17 protein-coding genes are annotated in these 17464 nt (G+C 61.0%); 3 read left to right on the top strand and 14 right to left on the bottom strand.

Annotated features, from left to right (window positions below; genetic code table 11):
* Nucleotides 1-138 precede the first annotated feature (138 nt).
* The 7 genes from DXD94_RS04985 to DXD94_RS04955 all read right to left on the bottom strand — a co-directional run bounded on the left by DXD94_RS04985 (nucleotide 139) and on the right by DXD94_RS04955 (nucleotide 7085).
* Nucleotides 139-2718: a DNA topoisomerase I gene (locus DXD94_RS04985; RefSeq protein WP_117763419.1), complete on the bottom strand. Its 2580-nt coding sequence runs from the start codon at nucleotides 2716-2718 to the stop codon at nucleotides 139-141.
* Between the two features lie 54 nt (nucleotides 2719-2772).
* Nucleotides 2773-3456, bottom strand: a complete 684-nt coding sequence (gene hypB, locus DXD94_RS04980; protein ID WP_117763418.1) for a hydrogenase nickel incorporation protein HypB — start codon at nucleotides 3454-3456, stop codon at nucleotides 2773-2775.
* Nucleotides 3457-3491: 35 nt separating this feature from the next.
* Nucleotides 3492-3848, bottom strand: a complete 357-nt coding sequence (gene hypA, locus DXD94_RS04975) for a hydrogenase maturation nickel metallochaperone HypA (protein ID WP_117735512.1) — start codon at nucleotides 3846-3848, stop codon at nucleotides 3492-3494.
* A 6-nt stretch (nucleotides 3849-3854) separates the two neighbouring features.
* Complete coding sequence (gene tatC / locus DXD94_RS04970; RefSeq protein WP_022093860.1) at nucleotides 3855-4646, bottom strand: twin-arginine translocase subunit TatC; 792 nt, start codon at nucleotides 4644-4646, stop codon at nucleotides 3855-3857.
* Nucleotides 4646-5245: a twin-arginine translocase TatA/TatE family subunit gene (locus DXD94_RS04965; protein WP_158557542.1), complete on the bottom strand. Its 600-nt coding sequence runs from the start codon at nucleotides 5243-5245 to the stop codon at nucleotides 4646-4648. Before DXD94_RS04965 ends, tatC begins: the two co-directional genes overlap by 1 nt.
* A 153-nt stretch (nucleotides 5246-5398) precedes the next feature.
* Nucleotides 5399-5713, bottom strand: a complete 315-nt coding sequence (locus DXD94_RS04960) for an STAS domain-containing protein (RefSeq protein ID WP_117763416.1) — start codon at nucleotides 5711-5713, stop codon at nucleotides 5399-5401.
* A gap of 67 nt (nucleotides 5714-5780) precedes the next feature.
* Nucleotides 5781-7085 carry an aminotransferase class I/II-fold pyridoxal phosphate-dependent enzyme gene (locus tag DXD94_RS04955; protein WP_117763415.1) on the bottom strand — a complete coding sequence of 435 codons (1305 nt, stop codon included), beginning with the start codon at nucleotides 7083-7085 and terminating at the stop codon, nucleotides 5781-5783.
* A 150-nt stretch (nucleotides 7086-7235) separates the two neighbouring features.
* On the opposite strand from DXD94_RS04955, the gene DXD94_RS04950 reads away from it, so the two are divergent.
* The gene (locus DXD94_RS04950; RefSeq protein WP_117763414.1) at nucleotides 7236-7490 is read left to right on the top strand and encodes a hypothetical protein; all 255 of its coding nucleotides are present in this window, start codon (nucleotides 7236-7238) and stop codon (nucleotides 7488-7490) included.
* A gap of 177 nt (nucleotides 7491-7667) precedes the next feature.
* Here DXD94_RS04950 and nhaA read toward each other — a convergent pair whose 3' ends face one another.
* From nhaA to DXD94_RS04915, 7 genes are all read right to left on the bottom strand, one after another.
* Nucleotides 7668-9026, bottom strand: a complete 1359-nt coding sequence (gene nhaA, locus DXD94_RS04945) for a Na+/H+ antiporter NhaA (protein WP_117763413.1) — start codon at nucleotides 9024-9026, stop codon at nucleotides 7668-7670.
* 264 nt (nucleotides 9027-9290) lie between these two features.
* Nucleotides 9291-10214, bottom strand: a complete 924-nt coding sequence (locus DXD94_RS04940; protein ID WP_117763412.1) for a manganese-dependent inorganic pyrophosphatase — start codon at nucleotides 10212-10214, stop codon at nucleotides 9291-9293.
* A gap of 165 nt (nucleotides 10215-10379) precedes the next feature.
* Nucleotides 10380-11333 carry an ROK family protein gene (locus DXD94_RS04935; RefSeq protein WP_233539392.1) on the bottom strand — a complete coding sequence of 318 codons (954 nt, stop codon included), beginning with the start codon at nucleotides 11331-11333 and terminating at the stop codon, nucleotides 10380-10382.
* 242 nt (nucleotides 11334-11575) lie between these two features.
* Nucleotides 11576-11908 (bottom strand): PTS lactose/cellobiose transporter subunit IIA, encoded by a 333-nt coding sequence (locus DXD94_RS04930; RefSeq protein WP_199407153.1) that lies wholly within the window; start codon nucleotides 11906-11908, stop codon nucleotides 11576-11578.
* Nucleotides 11909-11917: 9 nt separating this feature from the next.
* Nucleotides 11918-12220, bottom strand: a complete 303-nt coding sequence (locus DXD94_RS04925) for a PTS sugar transporter subunit IIB (protein ID WP_055285538.1) — start codon at nucleotides 12218-12220, stop codon at nucleotides 11918-11920.
* Nucleotides 12221-12378: 158 nt separating this feature from the next.
* Nucleotides 12379-13722, bottom strand: coding sequence for a PTS sugar transporter subunit IIC (locus DXD94_RS04920; protein WP_099432237.1), 1344 nt, complete (start codon nucleotides 13720-13722; stop codon nucleotides 12379-12381).
* 120 nt (nucleotides 13723-13842) lie between these two features.
* Nucleotides 13843-15243 carry a glycoside hydrolase family 1 protein gene (locus DXD94_RS04915; RefSeq protein WP_117763410.1) on the bottom strand — a complete coding sequence of 467 codons (1401 nt, stop codon included), beginning with the start codon at nucleotides 15241-15243 and terminating at the stop codon, nucleotides 13843-13845.
* 303 nt (nucleotides 15244-15546) lie between these two features.
* On the opposite strand from DXD94_RS04915, the gene DXD94_RS04910 reads away from it, so the two are divergent.
* Both DXD94_RS04910 and DXD94_RS04905 read left to right on the top strand, forming a co-directional pair.
* The gene (locus DXD94_RS04910) at nucleotides 15547-16266 is read left to right on the top strand and encodes a GntR family transcriptional regulator (protein WP_117763409.1); all 720 of its coding nucleotides are present in this window, start codon (nucleotides 15547-15549) and stop codon (nucleotides 16264-16266) included.
* A 72-nt stretch (nucleotides 16267-16338) separates the two neighbouring features.
* Nucleotides 16339-17271, top strand: a complete 933-nt coding sequence (locus DXD94_RS04905; protein ID WP_370448122.1) for a type I phosphomannose isomerase catalytic subunit — start codon at nucleotides 16339-16341, stop codon at nucleotides 17269-17271.
* Nucleotides 17272-17464: the final 193 nt, after the last annotated feature.

Here is a 17464-nt window from a genome sequence, read left to right as displayed (position 1 = left end):
CTTTGTCGTTCCCGAGCCAGCAGTTAGGGACGTTCCTAAACTGCCGGCAGAAAAGGAACGTCCCTAACTGCCGGTCAAAAAACGAGCGATGATCGCAGGGTCCTCGCTCGTTTTTAGGGCAATGTTTCGACTGCGCCGCTACTTGTCGGTAGCCGCTTTCTTGGCAGTCGACTTCTTCGCCGTCGACTTCTTGGCGGTCGAAGTCTTCTTTGCCGCCGTGGCCTTCTTTGCCGTGCTCGCCTTGGTTGTGGTTTTGCGGCCGCGGGCGGGCTTCTTCTCCTTGGTCGGGCAGTCCATGTTAACGCAGATGCGCCACGGGCCGCGCGCCGTGTTGACCACCACGATGGGGGCACCGCACTCGGGGCAGGTCTCACCCGTCGCCTCGAGCTTACCGCGCGCCGGCAGCGGATAGCTCACGCCGCAGTCATCGTAGTTGGTGCAGCGGATAAAGCGCTTGCCGCTCTTCTCGCTCTTGTGCGCGATCAGATCGCCATGGCGTCCGGCCTCGGCGCACACCTTGCACTCGCCCACCTTAAGGTCGGGCTCGTAGTTGGTGGGGCACGTCGGGTTCACGCAGATCTCGAAGGCCTTCTGGCGGAACGGCTGGCACTTAATGCGCGGCGCGCCGCATTCGGAGCACACGGCGGCCTCGCCCTCGAGCGGGCTCACCTTGACACCGCTCGGCACCGGATAGGTCACGTCGCAGTCGGGCCAGCCCATGCAGCCGATAAAGCTGCCGCGAGTCTTGGCGCTCGTCTTCATAACCAGGTCCTTGCCGCACTTGGGGCAGGCGCCCACGCGCGCATCGGCCGTGACGGCGTCGCTGATGGCGTCGCCCAGCTCCTGCGTATGTTTGAGCAGCTCGTCGAGCACGCCGGCCAGCAGCGCGCGCGAGTGCGTCACGACATGCTCTTCGGTGTCCTCGCCGCGCTCCACGCGGGTCATGTCGCCGTCGAGCTCGCTGGTCATATCGGGGCTCGTGATGCGCGGGGCAAACTGCGACAGTGCATCGATAATGGCGATACCCAGCTGACTCGGCTCCACGGGATCGTTTTTGAGGTAACGCACGGCGTACAGGCGCTCGATGATGCTCGCGCGCGTGGACTTGGTGCCCAGGCCACGCTTTTCCATCTCTTGCACGAGCTTGCCCTGGCTGTAGCGCGCGGGCGGCTCGGTCTGCTTGGCCTCGAGCTTAATGTCGAACACGTCGACCGTATCGCCCTGCTCAAGCGGCGGCATCTGCTCGTCGCGCTTAAGGCCGTACGGGTACGCCTCGCGGAAGCCCGGGGTCACGAGCACGTCGCCCGAAGCCACGAAGGGCTCGCCGTTGACGTCGAGCTCGAGCTTGGTGTTCTCGATGGTCGCAGGACCCATAAGCGTCGCCAGGAAGCGACGGGCGATGAGGTCGTAGAGCTTACGCTGGCCGCCGTCGAGCGTGGACGGATCGCCCTCGCCCGTGGGGTAGATAGGCGGGTGGTCGGTGGTCTCGACCTTGCCGCGCGTGGGCTTCATGGGGCCGGCGAGCACCTTTTTGCACACGGGCGCCAACGCCGGGTTGATCTTTGCCAGGTCGCTTACCACGGCGCCCAGATCGAGCGTCGCGGGGTACACGGTGTTGTCGACACGCGGATAGCTGATGAGACCCGCCATGTAGAGGGACTCGGCGATGCGCATGGTGCGTGCGGGCGATATGCCCTCGGCCGCAGCGGCTGCCTGCAGCGAGGTGGTCGCGAACGGCGTGGGCGGCTGCTGCTTACGCGAGCGCTTGGTCACCGCGGCAACGGTCGCCGTCGTAGCGCCGTCGACATGACCATACGCTGTCTCGGCGGCATCTTTGTCGGTAAAACGCGCCGTCTTGTGCGCGATCTTAAAGCGGTCGTCCTCGGCGGCGCCCTGCGCGGCACCCATACCGCGAATCTGCCAATAGTCCTCGGGCACAAACGCCATGCGCTCGCGCTCGCGCTCGACCACCAGGGCAAGCGTCGGCGTCTGCACGCGGCCGGCGGAGCGCACGTTACCAAAGCCGCCAAACTTGGCGAGCGTCAGGTAACGCGTGAGCACCGCACCCCAAATGAGGTCGATGTGCTGGCGGCTCTCGCCGGCGTCGGCCAGATTCTGGTCGAGCGAGACGAGATTATCGAAGGCCTGCGTGATCTCGGCCTTGGTAAACGAAGAGTATTGGGCGCGGGCGACCGGCAAGTCGGGCGCAACCTCGCGCACCTTGTTGAGGGCGTCCGAACCTATCAGCTCGCCCTCACGGTCGAAGTCCGTAGCGATAATGACACTGTCGGACTTCTTGGCAAGGTTCTTGAGCGAGCGAATGAGCTCCTTCTCGGCCGGCAACTTAATGACGGGCGCCCAGGTGAGATAGGGCAGGCTCTCGAGCTTCCAGCCCTTGATGGAGATGCCATCGGCAAGAAACGGCTTGCGCTTGGTGTCGTAGGGCGGACGTGCCAGACCATCGGGCATATCGGCCGGCAGCATCTCGCCGTCCTCGGTGACCGAATACCAGCCCAGCTTTTTATCGAACAGCACGCTGTCGCAAAAATCGGGCGCGAGGATGTGACCGGCAAGGCCGATCGTCACGCACTCCTCGCCCTTCCACTCAAAACGGTAGATGGCGGTGTTGTACACCTTGTCCTTTTTGGGCTTGCCCGTGGACAGACGCTCGGCGATCTGGCGCGCGGCGTCGTTTTTCTCGGCGATGATGAGCTTCAAAAGAGGCTCCTATCTCATGTCTCTGCGGCTGCGCCCGCGCTTATGGCGGCCGACTTACGCCCTTGCTTGCTCGATCTGCCCGATGAGCCAATCGCACCAGGCATCCATGCCCTCGCCCTTGCGCGCGCTCACGGCAAACCGCGGCGCCTGCGGATTGAGGTCATCGAGTGTCTTAGTATACCTATCCATGTCAAAATCGAAAGCCGGGGCCACGTCGACCTTATTGAGCAGCTGCGCGCCGGCGTGCTGGAAGATACCCGGGTACTTGATAGGCTTGTCGTCGCCCTCGGGCACCGAGAGGATCATGATGGACAGGTTCTCGCCCAGGTCAAAGTCGACCGGGCAGACCAGGTTGCCAACGTTTTCGATAAAGATGACGTCGATGTTTTCCAAACCCACAGCCTGGTCGAAGGCGTCGACGGCCTCCATGATCATGTTGCCCTCAAGGTGGCACAGACCACCCGTGTTGATCTGGATGGCGGGCATGCCGGCTTCCTTCATGATGATGGCGTCGACGTCCGAGGCGATATCGCCCTCGATGACGGCACAGCGCAGGCCGGCTTTGTCACGCAGGCGCTCGTTGGTGCCCAGGATCGTGGTGGTCTTGCCCGAACCGGGGCTCGACAGCACATTGATCACATAGGTGCCTGCCTCATTAAATCGCTGACTCAGCTGGTCTGCCAGACGCTCGTTGCGCGACAGGATCGGCGATGCGATATCAATCGTTTTCTCGGCCATACTCGGCACTCCTTACTTCTGCCATTTGGTGACGGCTAATCGTCGGGGGTTTCGATTTCGATACTTGCGATGTCGAGTTCGCGGCCGTGCAGTAGGCGCACGTTGGCACCACCACACTGGGGACAGCGACAGTGGAAGCGATCGTGGTCGAAGACGTCGCCGCAGTCCAGGCACTCGCTTTGTGGATGGACTTCCTCCACGGAAAGCTCGCAGCCTCGCGTGAGCGGGTCCTCGTCGCGAAACGTCTCCCACGCAAAGTCGAGCGCCTCGCGCACCACCTCGGTCATATCCCCGATACGCAGCGTTACCAAAACGGCGCGCGAGGCCCCCGCCCCACGCGCCGCGCGAATCACTGTATCGAGTATGCCGTTGACAATGCCAACCTCGTGCATACCGATTTACTCCTCGTCGTCCTCGTCGTCCGAGAACAGGTCCAGACGGCTCACGAACAGGCCCTCCTTGCCCTCGCGCGCAGTAATGACCACGCGAGCGATGGCGAGCGAAATCTCGTAGAGCGAAAGCAGGGCACCGTACATAAGGCCCAGCGTGACGGGCGAGCCGTCGGGCGTGATCACAGCCGAGCCCACGAGCAGGCCCACGTACACGTAGCGCCAGGCGCCGCGGAAAGCCGCGTAGGACACGATGTGGAAAACGGACAGGTAGAAAATGATGAGCGGCAGCTCAAACGCCACACCAAAGCCGATCATAAAGAGCAGCTCCATGTTGACGTAGTTCTCCAGATCGGGCAGCGCAGTTGCGACGGCAGAGGTCTCGCCGATGAGCCACTCAAAGCCCGCAGGAATGATGATGAAGTAGCAGAAGATGGCACCCAGGAAGAACAGCACCGTCGAAGCGAGCACCGTGGGCACGACCCACTTGCGCTCGTTGGGGCGAAGCGCCGGCAGGAAGAACGCCAAGATCTGCCAGATGATCATGGGCGTGCACATGACAACGGCCATCTTGATGGCCAGCGAGAAGCGCAGGCCAAAGCCGCCGAGCGTGGTGGTGATGTAGAACTTACCGTCCGGCACAAACGAGCGGATGGGGTCTTCCAGGATATCGAGCACCACGGGCGTGGCGAAATACAGCACGATGGCGGCGGCAAACACCGATACGACCACGATGGTCAGGCGGCGACGGAGCTCTCCCAGGTGATCGAAGAGCGGCATGCGCGCAGGTCCGATAGGCATTACTCATCGCCTCCCTTCGGGGCGTCGGCGGCAGCGGCTTCGTCCTCGACCTCAAGCTCACGAGCGAGCTGGTCGACGACGGCCTTGCGCTTGCGGGGACGACGGGCGTAGAGGTCGGCCGTCGTGGGCTCTGCCGGCTCGGGCTCGGGCTCTGCGGCAGGCTCGGGCTCGACGGCGGCAGTGGCAGCATCGGCAGCGGACACAGCAGCGGCGGGCCCAGCGCCCTCGGCCTCCGTCTCCTCGGCAGCAGCCTCGCCCTCAGCAGCACCCTCACTCGCGGCCTTCTCGGCGGCAAGGCGGGCACGGCGCTCGGCAAAGGTCTCCTTCTTTGCGGGCGCGGCCGTCTTGACGGCATCGGCGTCAGCATCGGAATCGTCATCGACAGCAGCCTTCTTGGGCTTGACCGGCGCCGAAGCGGCCTCACTTACCGGATCGATAATCTCGGACTGAACAACTGCCGTCATCTTTTCCTGCGTCTCGCGGAACTGACGGATGGCACGGCCGATCGTGCGGCCCATCTGCGGGAGCTTATCCGGGCCAAACAGCAAAAAGCCGAAGACCACGATGATTGCCAGCTCACCCTCTCCAATACCAAACACACATACCTCCAAGGCTCGATGTGAGTCGAGCCCGCACCGCGCCATTCGGCCGGAACTCGTCTATTCATTCGGTCAAGTATAGCGCCCGGACGCCAAAACGTCCGAGCGCATCACAAACATATGCCAAACGGCACGCCCTTTTGGGGGCAAAGATTATGCAGCGGTGATCGAAATCTCCTGGTCGACACCCAACAGCTGAACCACGCGCATCACCGGGGGTTGCACGTTGGCGCAGCTAAAACGCTTGTCATGATCGACTGCGTGGTGCGCGGCGCCCACAAGCACGCCAATGCCCGTCGAGTCGATATAGCTCACCTGGGCAAAGTCGAGCTCAACGGCCTCGGTGGGCTGCTCAAGTGCCAAGTCGATGGCGTTACGCAAACTGTCGGCGTTAGAGATATCGATTTCGCCGGTCACCTTAATGGTGTAGAGCTCCGGCGTGGGGTTGGTGGAAATACCCAAATCCATGTATACGCTCCTTTGCGTATCGAAAGTGCGGAAAAGTACGCGGCGCGGACTTGCAGAGCTCTGCGCGCTAGGCGCGCTCGGCACGCGCGAGCTCGGCAGCGACAAGCTTAACGGCCAGCACCAGCACGTCGAGCGCGGCCTCCAGGTCCTCGACCGTGGGATAGCTCGGCGCGATGCGGATGTTGGTATCGCGCGGGTCCTTGCCATAGGGCCAGGTGGCGCCGGCCGGCGTGAGCTTGACGCCCAGATCGGCACAAAGCGCGGCGACCTTCTGGGCAGAGCCCTCGGGGCCATCGAAGCTCACAAAGTAGCCGCCACGGGGCTGCGTCCAGGTGGCGCAGCCCGTGTCGCCCAGGCCCTCGGTGAGCTTGCGCTCAACGGCCTCAAAGCGCGGGCGCAAAAATTCGGTATGCTTTTTCATATGCTCCTTGACCGCCTCGATGGTGGGAAGGAAACGCACGTGACGCAGCTGGTTGAGTTTGTCGGCGCTGATAAGGCCGGCCTTGAGGCGCTTGGAGAACTCCGCGATGACCGCAGGGCTCGCGCCGATAAAGCCGATGCCGGCGCCCGGGAAGGTAATCTTGGACGTCGAGGCAAAGGCCACCACGCGGTCCTCGGTGCCCGCCGCGCGAGCGAGGTCAAAGATATTGGCAAGCTCGTCGGTCTCGTCGTACAGGTCGTGCACGCAGTAGGCGTTGTCCCAGAAGATGCGGAAATCGGGCGCGGCCGTGGGCATCTCGACCAGGCGGCGCACGGTGTCCTCGCTAAAGGTGATGCCCGTGGGGTTGGAATACTTGGGCACGCACCAGATACCCTTGATGGAATCGTCGGCGGCAACGAGGCGCTCGATCTCGTCCATGTCGGGGCCGTTGTCGGTCATCGCAACGGGGACGTTCTCGATGCCCAAGTCGGCGGTGATGCCAAAGTGGCGATCGTAGCCGGGAACGGGGCACAGGAACTTGACCTTCTTGCCGTCGTGCGCGGCCTCGTAGGCATCCCAGGGCTCGCTGCCGCACGAACCACAGCGCCAGAACATGCCGGCGATGTCGTGCTCGATCAAAAGGCTCGACGAACCCAGCACGAGCGTCTGCTCGGCGGGGCAGCCCAGGAACTCCCCTGCCAACTTGCGTGCCGAGGGAATGCCCTCGAAGCAGCCGTAGTTGGAGCAGTCGACGTTGCCGTCGTGCAGATCGGCCTCGGCATTGAGGATATCGAGCATGGGGCGCGAGATGTCCACCTGGGAGGGCGACGGCTTGCCGCGGGCCATGTCGAGCGCCAGGCCCTTGGCCTTGACCTCGGCGACCTCGGCTTTGAGCGCCTCGATGGCGGCATCGAGTTCGGTGGTTTCCATCTTCTGGTAGATCGTCTGCATGGGTGCGACCTTTCGCGAAGCGGGACGTTGCAGTTCGTCTAAGTATAGACCGCCACCGCCGCAACGGTATGAAGCCGTGATAGATTAAGTTCATCGCAATGAATTACGACATCGCCGCGCATGCCGGCGTGGGGCGCCTAAGGAGGCATTATGGAATACGGTTCGTTTAGGGCTGAGGAATTCGGCGACCTGCAGCGCCTGGTCGACGGGCTGTTTTACGACCGCCACGCCATCGACCGCCTGGACCTAATCGTGCAGGCCGAAATCTTGGACCTGGCGCCCGACCTTATGGAGATCGTGAACCTTTTGCCGCCCGGCTATTACGACCGCCTGTCACTTTGCGACCAGCTGAACTCCGCCTTAGCCGCCCACGGCTGGGGCGCCGTCTACGGCACCGTGGAATAGAACCACTCATTGGGGACAGACTTAAATGAACCACTCATTGGGGACAGACTTAAATGAGTAGTCCCAACCTGCCGGCACTTGGGCAGTCATTTAAGTCTGTCCCCAACGACTACCCAGTGACTAAAACGCCGCCTGTGATGGTATTCACAGGCGGCGTTTTCAAACTTGTATGTGCTCTTACTCGTCCTTGGGCGCAGGGTGCTTGCAGACCACGCTCATGTAGATCATGCCCAGCACGGCCGCGGTGACCGAACCGGCAAGAATGGCGGCCTTTGCGGCCAGGACCTCAAACTGGGCCGTCGGGAAGGCGAGGCCGCTGATGAGGATCGACATGGTAAAGCCGATACCGCCCAAAATGCCCACACCGGCGATCATATGCCAGTTGACATTGTGCGGCAGCTCGGAAATCTTGAGCTTAACCAGGGCAAACGTCATGCCAAAGATGCCGATCGGCTTGCCCAGCAGCATGCCAAAATACACGCCGAGCGTCACCGGGTCGGAAAGCAGCGTGCTCATGTCCACACCCACCAAGCGAACCTGCGCGTTGACAAATGCGAAGATCGGCAGAATCACAAAGTTGACCGGCGTGGAGATCAGACGCTCCATGCGGATGAGCGGCGGAGTCACGCGGTGCATGACGCGCTCGACCTTGGTAGTCGAGACGGTAAAGTCGTGCTGACCCAGGATGTGCGCCTCGTCGTCGTAGCGGTCGTCGAGCAACGGCAGGCACTCGCCCAGCCAGTCGGTAAGGCTATCGAGCTTGACGCCGCACTTGGCCGGAATGGTGAAGGCCAAGATGACGCCGGCGAGCGTGGCGTGCACACCACTCTTAAACATACAGAACCACAGCAGCAGACCCAGCACCGAATACGGGGCAAGGCGGTAATGCTGCGTCTTGTTGAGCCACACGAGCGCGCAAGTCACAACCGCGGCGGCGCCCAACCAAAACGGGTTGGGACTCTGACCGTAGAAAATGGCGATGGCGGCGATGGAGATGAGATCGTCGGCGATGGCGAGCGTCGAGAAGAACACGCGCACGCCGTTGGGCACGCGGTTGCCCAAAAGCGATAGCACGCCCAGCGCAAAGGCGATATCGGTTGCCATGGGAATAGCCCAGCCGTTGTGCGCGCCGGCATGGTTAAAGATCAGGTAGATGCAGGCGGGAACGACGACGCCGCCCACGGCCGCCAACATGGGAAGCATGGCCTGACGCGGGTTCTTGAGCTCACCGACCGTCATTTCGTACTTAAGCTCGATGCCCACCAGCAAAAAGAAGATCGCCATGAGAAAGTCGTTGACAAAGACCTCGACGGTAAGGCCAGCCGTAAGGCTGCCAAGACCCACATACAGCGGGGTCTCCAAAAAGTGATGAATAGCCTCGTAGGCATCGGTGTTGGCGCAGATGACCGCGGCGATGGCTGCGATCACCATGACGGCGGCGGAAATCGTGCCGTTCTCGGCAATGCGCTCCCAAATGTCGTGACGCTCAAAACGCTTGCGCTCACGGGTGTTGAACAGCTGCTCGGGTGCTGCCATGGGCGGCTCCTTTCACGGGAAGGCTCCCGTCTTAAAAAAGCACGGCCCGCCCAAATGGCGGCGCCGCGCTCCAACGTATTACGCTTGCATCTAGCCTACCCTGCGCGACAAGCGCGCGAGCGCGGCCGAAAAGCGGAACCACAGGTTGAACATTATTTGTTCAACGGCACGGGCGCCCCTGTCCAATAGGCGACGTGGTCCCGCGCACAAAAAACGACCGGAGCGCGGAGCATCCGCGATCCGGTCGTGAGCAGGTTGCAAAACCTAGCAGGCGGCCATGATGGGAGCAGCGACCTGCTTCTTGCGGGAGAGGACTCCCGGCATCCAAACGCCGTCGTGCTCGTCGGCAATGCCCAGGCCCTTCTGAGCGGCCTCGGTCTCGCCCTCGAGCAGAACCTGCGAGCCCTCCTCCATGATGTCGGTGATGCACAGGACGATGCCGTCGGCGCCCTTCTCGGCGGCGTAGGCGCGCATGGCCTCGCGGATCTCGTCAATCATGCCAAGCGCACGGCTCTTGTCGACGGTCTCGTACTGGCCGATGAGCAGCTTCTTGCCGGCGGGCTCGAACATCTTGATGTCGTTGCCGACCATCTCGGCTGCGGTGAAGGAGCCGGACGGACGGGTGAGGAAGACCTCCATGCCGAACTTGACCGGGTCGACGCCCACCTGCTCGCCGAGCTTGGCGGCGACGGCGCGGTCGAGATCGGTGGTGGTGGGGCTCTTGAGCATGAGCGTATCGGTCATCATGGCCGAGAGCAGCAGTTTGGCCTGAACGTCGGAAAGCTCGACGCCGAGCACGCCGGCGAGCTTGGTGACGATGGTACAGCTGGAGCCCCAGGGCAGGCAGATGTAGTGCAGCGGGCCGGCGGTCTCGAAGTCGCCGATGCGGTGATGGTCGACGACGCCAAAGACCGTGGCGTCCTTAAGGCCGGCGACGGACTGGGCAGACTCGTTGTGGTCGGTGAGGACGACGAGCTGGCCGGCCTCGACGGAATCGATCACGCGGGGCTCGGCAATGCCGGCGTCGGCGAGCAGCTTGGCGGACTCGGCCGGAAGCTGGCCCAGTGCGCAGGCCTCGTAGGTGTTGCCGGCATACTCAACCTGGTTGAGCAGCTGGGACAGGACGACGGCGCTCATGATGGCGTCGTTATCGGGATTCTGGTGACCAAAGACAAGAACGTTTGCCATGGAAATCCTCCACTTGATATGTGTACTTGGACGTAGCTATGGTAGCACGCTGACGCCGAACCCTATGAGATGGAAGGGCCGCAGCACAAATTGGGGCAGGCGCTGGGGCAAAGTCTGCCCCCTCTGCACCATGTGGTGCAAACTAACCTGCCCCCCTTGCGCCAGCTATTTGCCGGCGGCGCGCAGGGCTACGTAGGCGGCACCGATGATGCCGGCGTCGTTGCCGAGCGAGGCGACCTCGATGGGCGTCTCGCGCGAGGCGGATAGCGCATAGTGCTGGAAGTGTTCGCGAACCGCGTCGAGGTAGACGTCGGCCGAGGCGGAGGCGCCACCGCCGATCAGGAACATCTCGGGGTCGACCACGTTGGCGATAAGCGCCAGAGCGCGACCGAGATAGTCGGCCATGGTATCGGCCGCGGCCAGCGCAAGCTTGTCGCCCTCGCGACAGGCCTGGAACACGTCCTTGGAATCGGAGGGGCCGGTGAGCTCGATGGGCCCGACGCCCGCCTTCTCGCACTCGGCAAGGTAGTTGCTCACCACGCCGGTGGCGCTGGAATACTGCTCCAGGTGGCCATGGCCGCCGCAGCCGCAGGTGCGCTCCTCGGCAGGATTCAGGCACATATGGCCGATCTCGCCGCCGGCGCCCACAACGCCCGATACCACATCGCCGTTGACGATAACGCCACCGCCCACGCCGGTACCGATGGTGACCATCACCACGTTCTGCACGCCCTTGGCAGAGCCGAGCCAAGCCTCGCCCATAGCAGCGGCGTTGGCATCGTTTTCGTACTTAACGACCGCGTCGGGGCAGTGCTCCTGAATGGCGATCTTAAGCTCGGGCAGGTTAATGGCAATGTTGGCCTTGACCTTGGCGTCGCCCGAAGCCGGGATGGGGCACGGAACGGCCAGGCCAATGCCCGCCACAAAGGCGCGCGGAATCTGTGCCTTGGCGACCACTTGGTCGATGGCCTCGGTCACCGCGGCAAAGCCCGCAGCGTCAACGATGGGAGGCGTGGGCACGCTGGCCTTGGCAAGCAGGTTGCCGTCCTCGTCGAACAGGCCCTCCTTAACCGAAGTGCCGCCGACGTCAATGCCGATGTAGTACTGCTTAGGTTCCATGGGAGCCCACCTTTCTCGTTTAAACATTGCCAGTATGGTACCGCTCCCAAGGCAAAAACCTGCCAAAAAGGGACAGGTTTGTTTTGGCAGGTTTTATCTGGGAAAACGCGAATGTCCGCTCAGCAGGCCGCGAAAGGCCTTCGCCAAAAACAACAAGCGCCGAGAGGCGGAGGCTCCCGGCGCCCGTGAAAGGGACTGTATTGTCTGTTGGATTGCACGGTCCGTCGCGGCGATAACGCCAGCTAGGCCTTCAGTGCCTGCAGCTGCTTGTGGACCTCGATGAGCTCCGTGGCCATGACGCGCATGGTCTCGGTGCCGGCCATCTGGTCCTCGGCATGCAGCAGAATCAACGGAGCCTCACCGTTACGCTCGCCGTTGGCCTCCTTCTTCAGAAGCCCCATGTGAACATCGTGGCCACCGTTATAGGCCTCGTCGCCCTGCTTGATAAGCTCCTCGGCGGCGTCAAAATCACCCTCCTTGGCCTTTTGCACGGCATTGATGTACATGCTCTTGGCGGTACCGACGTAGCTGATGATCTCGAAGCAGGTCATCTGCAACTCGTTCATATCCTCCATATGCTGCACCTAGCCCATCACGCTAACGCAGTGGTCGATGATGCCGGCGGCGTTCATGCGACCATAATCGACCATGTTGATGACCTCGACCGGGAAGCGGCCAGCGGCCTCCTTCTCAAAATCGCCCTTGGTGTAGCCGATCTGCGGGCCAAGCAACAACATGTCGCACTCGTCCAGGTGATCGTGGGCCTCGTTCATGGGACGAGCCTCGATCTCGATATCCAGACCACGGTTTGCAACCTCGGCCTGCATCTTCTGGACCAGCAGACTCGTGGACATACCGGCATTGCAGCAGAGCATGATCTTCTTCATGGTTTCCTCCTTATAACTGCGCGGCGCGCAGACGACAACTGGTTGTATTTCTTGCGGTTATTGTGCCCTCTTTCTGCGCCCTTACGCAAAAGAGAGGTGCGGGCACCGGCACCGCGTACCGGCGCCCGCAACGGTGAAAGGGACGAACGTTAGGCGTTCTACTCGGCGAGAGCCTCCTGCTTGGCGATTGCCTTCTCGGAAATCTTCATAAAGGGCAGGTAGACAGCCATGCCAATGACAATCTCGAGGGCCTGCCACACGCCGGCGCGCCAGTCAAAGCCCGTAGCGAGCAGGGCATTGATGACGGGAGGCATAGTCCAGGGCACCTGGGCGATGCAGGGGCTGATGATGCCTGCGCAGGTAAGGCCATAGGTGATGCCGATGAACAAGTCGGGAAGGAGGACAAACGGGATCATGAGCGGCAGGTTGTACACGATAGGGTAACCGTAGATAACCGGCTCGTTGATGTTGAACAGACCAGGCAGGATAGCCATCTTGGAAACGGTCTCGGAAGCCTTGTTCTTGGAGAACAGGAGCGTGTCGAGCAGAAGCATGAGGGTGCAGCCCGAGCCGCCGATGAGGGCGAAGCTGTTAACGATCTGCATGTTCATGTAGTGATCGGGCTGGATGGTGCCACCGGCGGCAAAGGTAGCCATGTTGTCGACGATGAGCATGGTCAGGATCGGCTCGACGGTAGCGCCAGAGATGGTGGACTGGTGAATACCGACGCAGAACAGCAGGTTGGCAAGGGTGTAGATGAGGATAACAGCCCACGGACCGGCGTTCATGATGCTCTTGAGCGGGTTGGAGATGCACGTAGAGATGATGGCGCACAGATCGGTGCCGGCGCACACGGCGAGCAGAGCTGCGGCAAGAGCGAAGATCGCGAGGTTGAGCAGCATCGGGATCATGACGTTGAAGGAGTTGGAGACCGCGGGAGGCACGCCCTCGCCCAGCTTAACCTTGAGCTTCTCGACGCCAGAAATCTTGATGAAGAGCGAGACGGAAAGCAGGGCGATGATAATAGCCGAGAACAGACCGTTGGTGCCGGTGTTGGCAGTCGAAAGGGCGCCCGTGACCTCGGCGGAGGTGATCTTGTCGGTGAGCAGCGGGCTCGTGGCGGCAAGCGTGGCGGTGATCTGCTGCGGCATCATGATGACGAAAGCAGAGATAGCGACGACCACGCAAGCGAGCGGGTTATCGAAACGCTTGTTCTTGGCGAGGCTGTAGCCAATCAATCCGGCCAAGATAATGGCAGAGACGTTGAGGGTGCCCAGCGTAATTGCCGAACCCCACGTCTGAAGGTTGGCAAGGCCCGCCGCATCGAGCGGGAACAGGGGGAACACGACGTTGTTAATAAGAACCGCGATACCCGCAAGGATATAGAGCGGCGTGATGGTCGCGAAGGCGTCGCGCAGGGAACGCAGGTGAACCTGGTTTCCCACCTTCGCAGAGACCTCGGCAAACTTGTCGAGGAAGCTCTTTCCGTTGTCACTGGCCATGATTGCTCCTAACTATCAAATCCGGCCTTTTCCTATTCGCACGGTGGTCTGTCGCCCTCTGCCACCAGATGTGCCATGTGTTGCGCGCGGCGGCGCGCGGTCTGGGACTTCGCCCGGTCGCTAATCAACCACGTGGGTCGTTGCGACCTGTTTGAGCCAGGCCGCCGACTTCTTAAGGCGGCGCTTGTAGCCATCCATCAAATCGACCTCGACAAAGCCATAGCGATTCTTAAAGGCATTGGCCCAAGACCAGTTATCGATAACGGCCCAATAATGGTATCCGCGGCACTTGGCGCCCTCGTCGATGGCCTTGGCCACCCACTCCAGGTGCTGACGTACAAAGTCGACACGGTAGTCATCCTGAATGGTTCCTTCGGCGTCACGGTTCTTGTATTCGTCCATGATGCCGATGCCGTTCTCGGAAACGAACCACTCAAGATCGGGGTAGTTCTTGGCGCAGTCCATGCCAAAGTCGTAGAGGCCCTGCGGGTAGATCTCCCAGCCGCGGCTCTCGTTCATAACGGCGTCGGGCCATACGTACTCGTCGGCAAAGTGCGGCAGGCCGTACTGGTCGACCTTGCTCGCCGGCGCCTGAACACGCGTGGGGTGGTAGTAGTTGCAACCGAGCCAGTCGACAACACCCTGCTTGAGAATCTCTTGGTCTCCAGCACGGAACGGGAGCTTAACGCCGCCCTCGGCCAGGCTGTCGAGCACGTCGGCAGGGAGCTCGCCCTTGGTAATGAGGTCGAGCCACCAGCGGTTATTGATGCCGCTGGTCATACGCACGGCCTCGAGGTCTGCCTCGCTGGGGTTATCCTTGGTGTAGACCGGGGTAAAGCAGTTGATCATGCCGATCTTGGCATCCCTGCGAACGGCGCCCTCGTCATAGGCGCGACGATAGTTGCCCACGGCCAGCGCATGTGCCAGTGAAATGTGATACTGCACGGTGCGGGCGCGGCTAAAGTCGTGGAGCTGCGGGAACCACACGCCCTCCTGATAGCGCTGTTCGGGCTCGACGATGGGCTCGTTAAAGGTGAACCAGTACTTAATCTCCTGGCCAAACTCGTGGAAGGCGACGTCGGCGTAATGCGCGTAAGCCTCGACGACCTCACGGCTCTCCCAGCCACCACGGTTAAAGAGGTAGGTGGGCATGTCAAAGTGGTACAAGTTGACAAACGGCTCCAGGCCGGCCTCGCGAGAGGCGCGGAACAGCTCGTGATACCACGCAGCGCCCTCCTCATTAAGATTGCCGTCGGCATCGAGCAGACGGCTCCACTGGATGGAAGTGCGATAGGTATTCAGGCCCAAGTCCTTCAAAATGCGAAAGTCTTCCTGGTACTTGGCCATAAAGTCATTGCCGGCATAAGAGCCAACGCAGTTATAGAACGACCCCAGATCCTGGATGGACCAGGTGTCCCACAGGTTCTCGAGCTTGCCGCCCTGATTCCACTGACCCTCAGTCTGCGGGCCGGACATAGCAGCGCCAAAAAAGAAGTCACGGGGCAGCTGATACTGTGCCATCAAAGTCCTCGCTTTCGTGTTCTAGAGCTTCCGGTTGGAGACGGGTTTGCCTTGGCAGGTTATCCGGCGCGGGCGCGCACCGGTCATGCCGATATCCAACCCGCCAAAACAAAACCGTCCCCAAACAGTACAAGGAAACGCCAATGCATCTCGCTTGTTGTCTGTAACTATAGCGCTCTAATTTTCTATGTAAAGCGTCTTTTTCATTTTTCTTTATCGAACTTCTTTCATGAAAGCCATATGGATGCTTTTTTAAGTAGGTATACTTTTTAAATATCGACGCAAATATGAAGGGAGGATTGCATGATTCCCAAATACGAGGCGATAGCTGCAGATATCCGTCGAAGCATCGAGGACGGCGCACTTAAACCGGGCGATAAGTTGCCCACCGTCGTTGAGTTCTGTGAGCTCTATGGCGTTTCCAAAATCACCGTCAAACGAGCGATTGAGCAGATTACCGAGGAAGGCCTTATTACCAGCCGGCGCGGATCGGGCACCTACGTCAAGGACACGGCGGGGCTTCCCGGCCAGGTGTTTTTTCAAGGCAAGAACGACCGTGCCCAGGGCTTTTCGTATGAGCACCGCGGGGAAAAGGTGACCTCGGTGGTCTACGATTTCTCGATCGTCAATCCGCCGGCAGAGGTTGCGACCCAGCTGGGAATGGCCGAGGATGACTTCGCCTATCACATCGTGCGCGTGCGCCAGGTCGACGAGAAGCCCATCGTCATCGAGTACACCTATATGCCGCTAGAACTGATCCCGGGCCTAAAAAAGAAGGACCTGTACGGATCGGTCTACGGCTTTATCCGCGAGCAATGCGGGCTGAAGATTTCGAGCTTCCATCGCACCATTCGCGCTGTCGCGGCAACTGAAGAAGAGGCTGAGCGCCTGGATACCAAACCCGGCTCTCCCCTGCTCGAACTCAAACAGATTGGCTTCTTGGATAGCGGCACCGCGTTTGAATATTCTATCTCGCACAACGTAGGCGACCGCTTTGAGCTGCACAACGTAACGTTGGCCTAGTTTTGTAATCCGGTGGGTGCTCGTTTTGAGCTGTCTTACGCGGCACCCGCACAACCTTATGGGAGTATGCACATGTCCGATTTGATTAAACTCACGCCGATCTTCCACGAGAAGATCTGGGGCGGCCGCCAGCTCGAAACCGTATTTGGTTACGATATTCCCGAGGGTCCCATCGGTGAGTGCTGGGCTATCTCGGCCCATCCCAACGGCGACTGCCAGATTGCTGAGGGCCCATATGCAGGCCACACGCTGTCGTGGCTGTGGGCCGAGCACCGCGAGCTCTTTGGCAATTGCGAGGGCAAGGAGTTCCCGCTGCTCATTAAGATTCTGGACGCCAAGGACGACCTTTCGATCCAGATTCATCCCAACGACGAGTACGCCGCGAAGCACGAGAACGGCAGCCTGGGCAAGACCGAGTGCTGGTATGTCCTGGACTGCGAGCCCGGCGCCACGATTATCGTCGGGCAGCGCGCCAAGGATCGCGCTGAGGCCGCACAGATGATCAAGGACGGCCGCTGGGACGACATGCTCAACGTGCTGCCGATCCACAAGGGCGACTTTTTCCAGATTGATTCCGGTACCGTGCACGCCATCAAGACCGGCACGCTCATTTTGGAGACGCAACAGTCGAGCGACGTGACATATCGCCTGTATGACTACGACCGCCCCGGCACCGATGGCAAGCTGCGTCCGCTGCACATTGAGCAGAGTCTGGATTGCATCAACTTTGATGCTCAGGCTCCGACCGACGGCACCGTGACCGCACCCGAGGTCGACGGCGTGACTGAGCTCGAGTCCAACCCCTGCTACACCGTCGATCGCGTGCGCGCCAACGGCAGCAAGACCTTGGAGCAGCGCTGGCCCTTCATGTGCCTGTCGGTCATCGACGGCGAAGGCACCGTCTGCGGCGACCCCGTCCACAAGGGAAGCCACCTCCTGGCCCCCAGCACCGTGAAGTCCATTGACCTCGAGGGCAAAATGGAGCTGATCATCAGCCACCTGTAAGCTACCAATCCCCGAGCGCTCGCCGGGATGGGCGCGGGGTTTGGGACAACAAGCTAAAAAGCAACAAGAGGCTCCCCCACTCATCAACGGGGGAGCCCCTTGCCATGTCTAAGTATTCAGCCCACCCGGCTCTCCAGACCAAAAAGCAAACGAGCAAAGCGACGTTCGCCCATCAACGTTGTCTAAGGATCTG

The sequence above is a fragment of the Collinsella sp. TM10-22 genome, assembly GCF_003466125.1.
GTDB lineage: Bacteria > Actinomycetota > Coriobacteriia > Coriobacteriales > Coriobacteriaceae > Collinsella.
The sequence above is the reverse complement of the archived record's forward strand: the minus strand, read 5'-3'. Positions and strand labels throughout refer to the sequence as shown.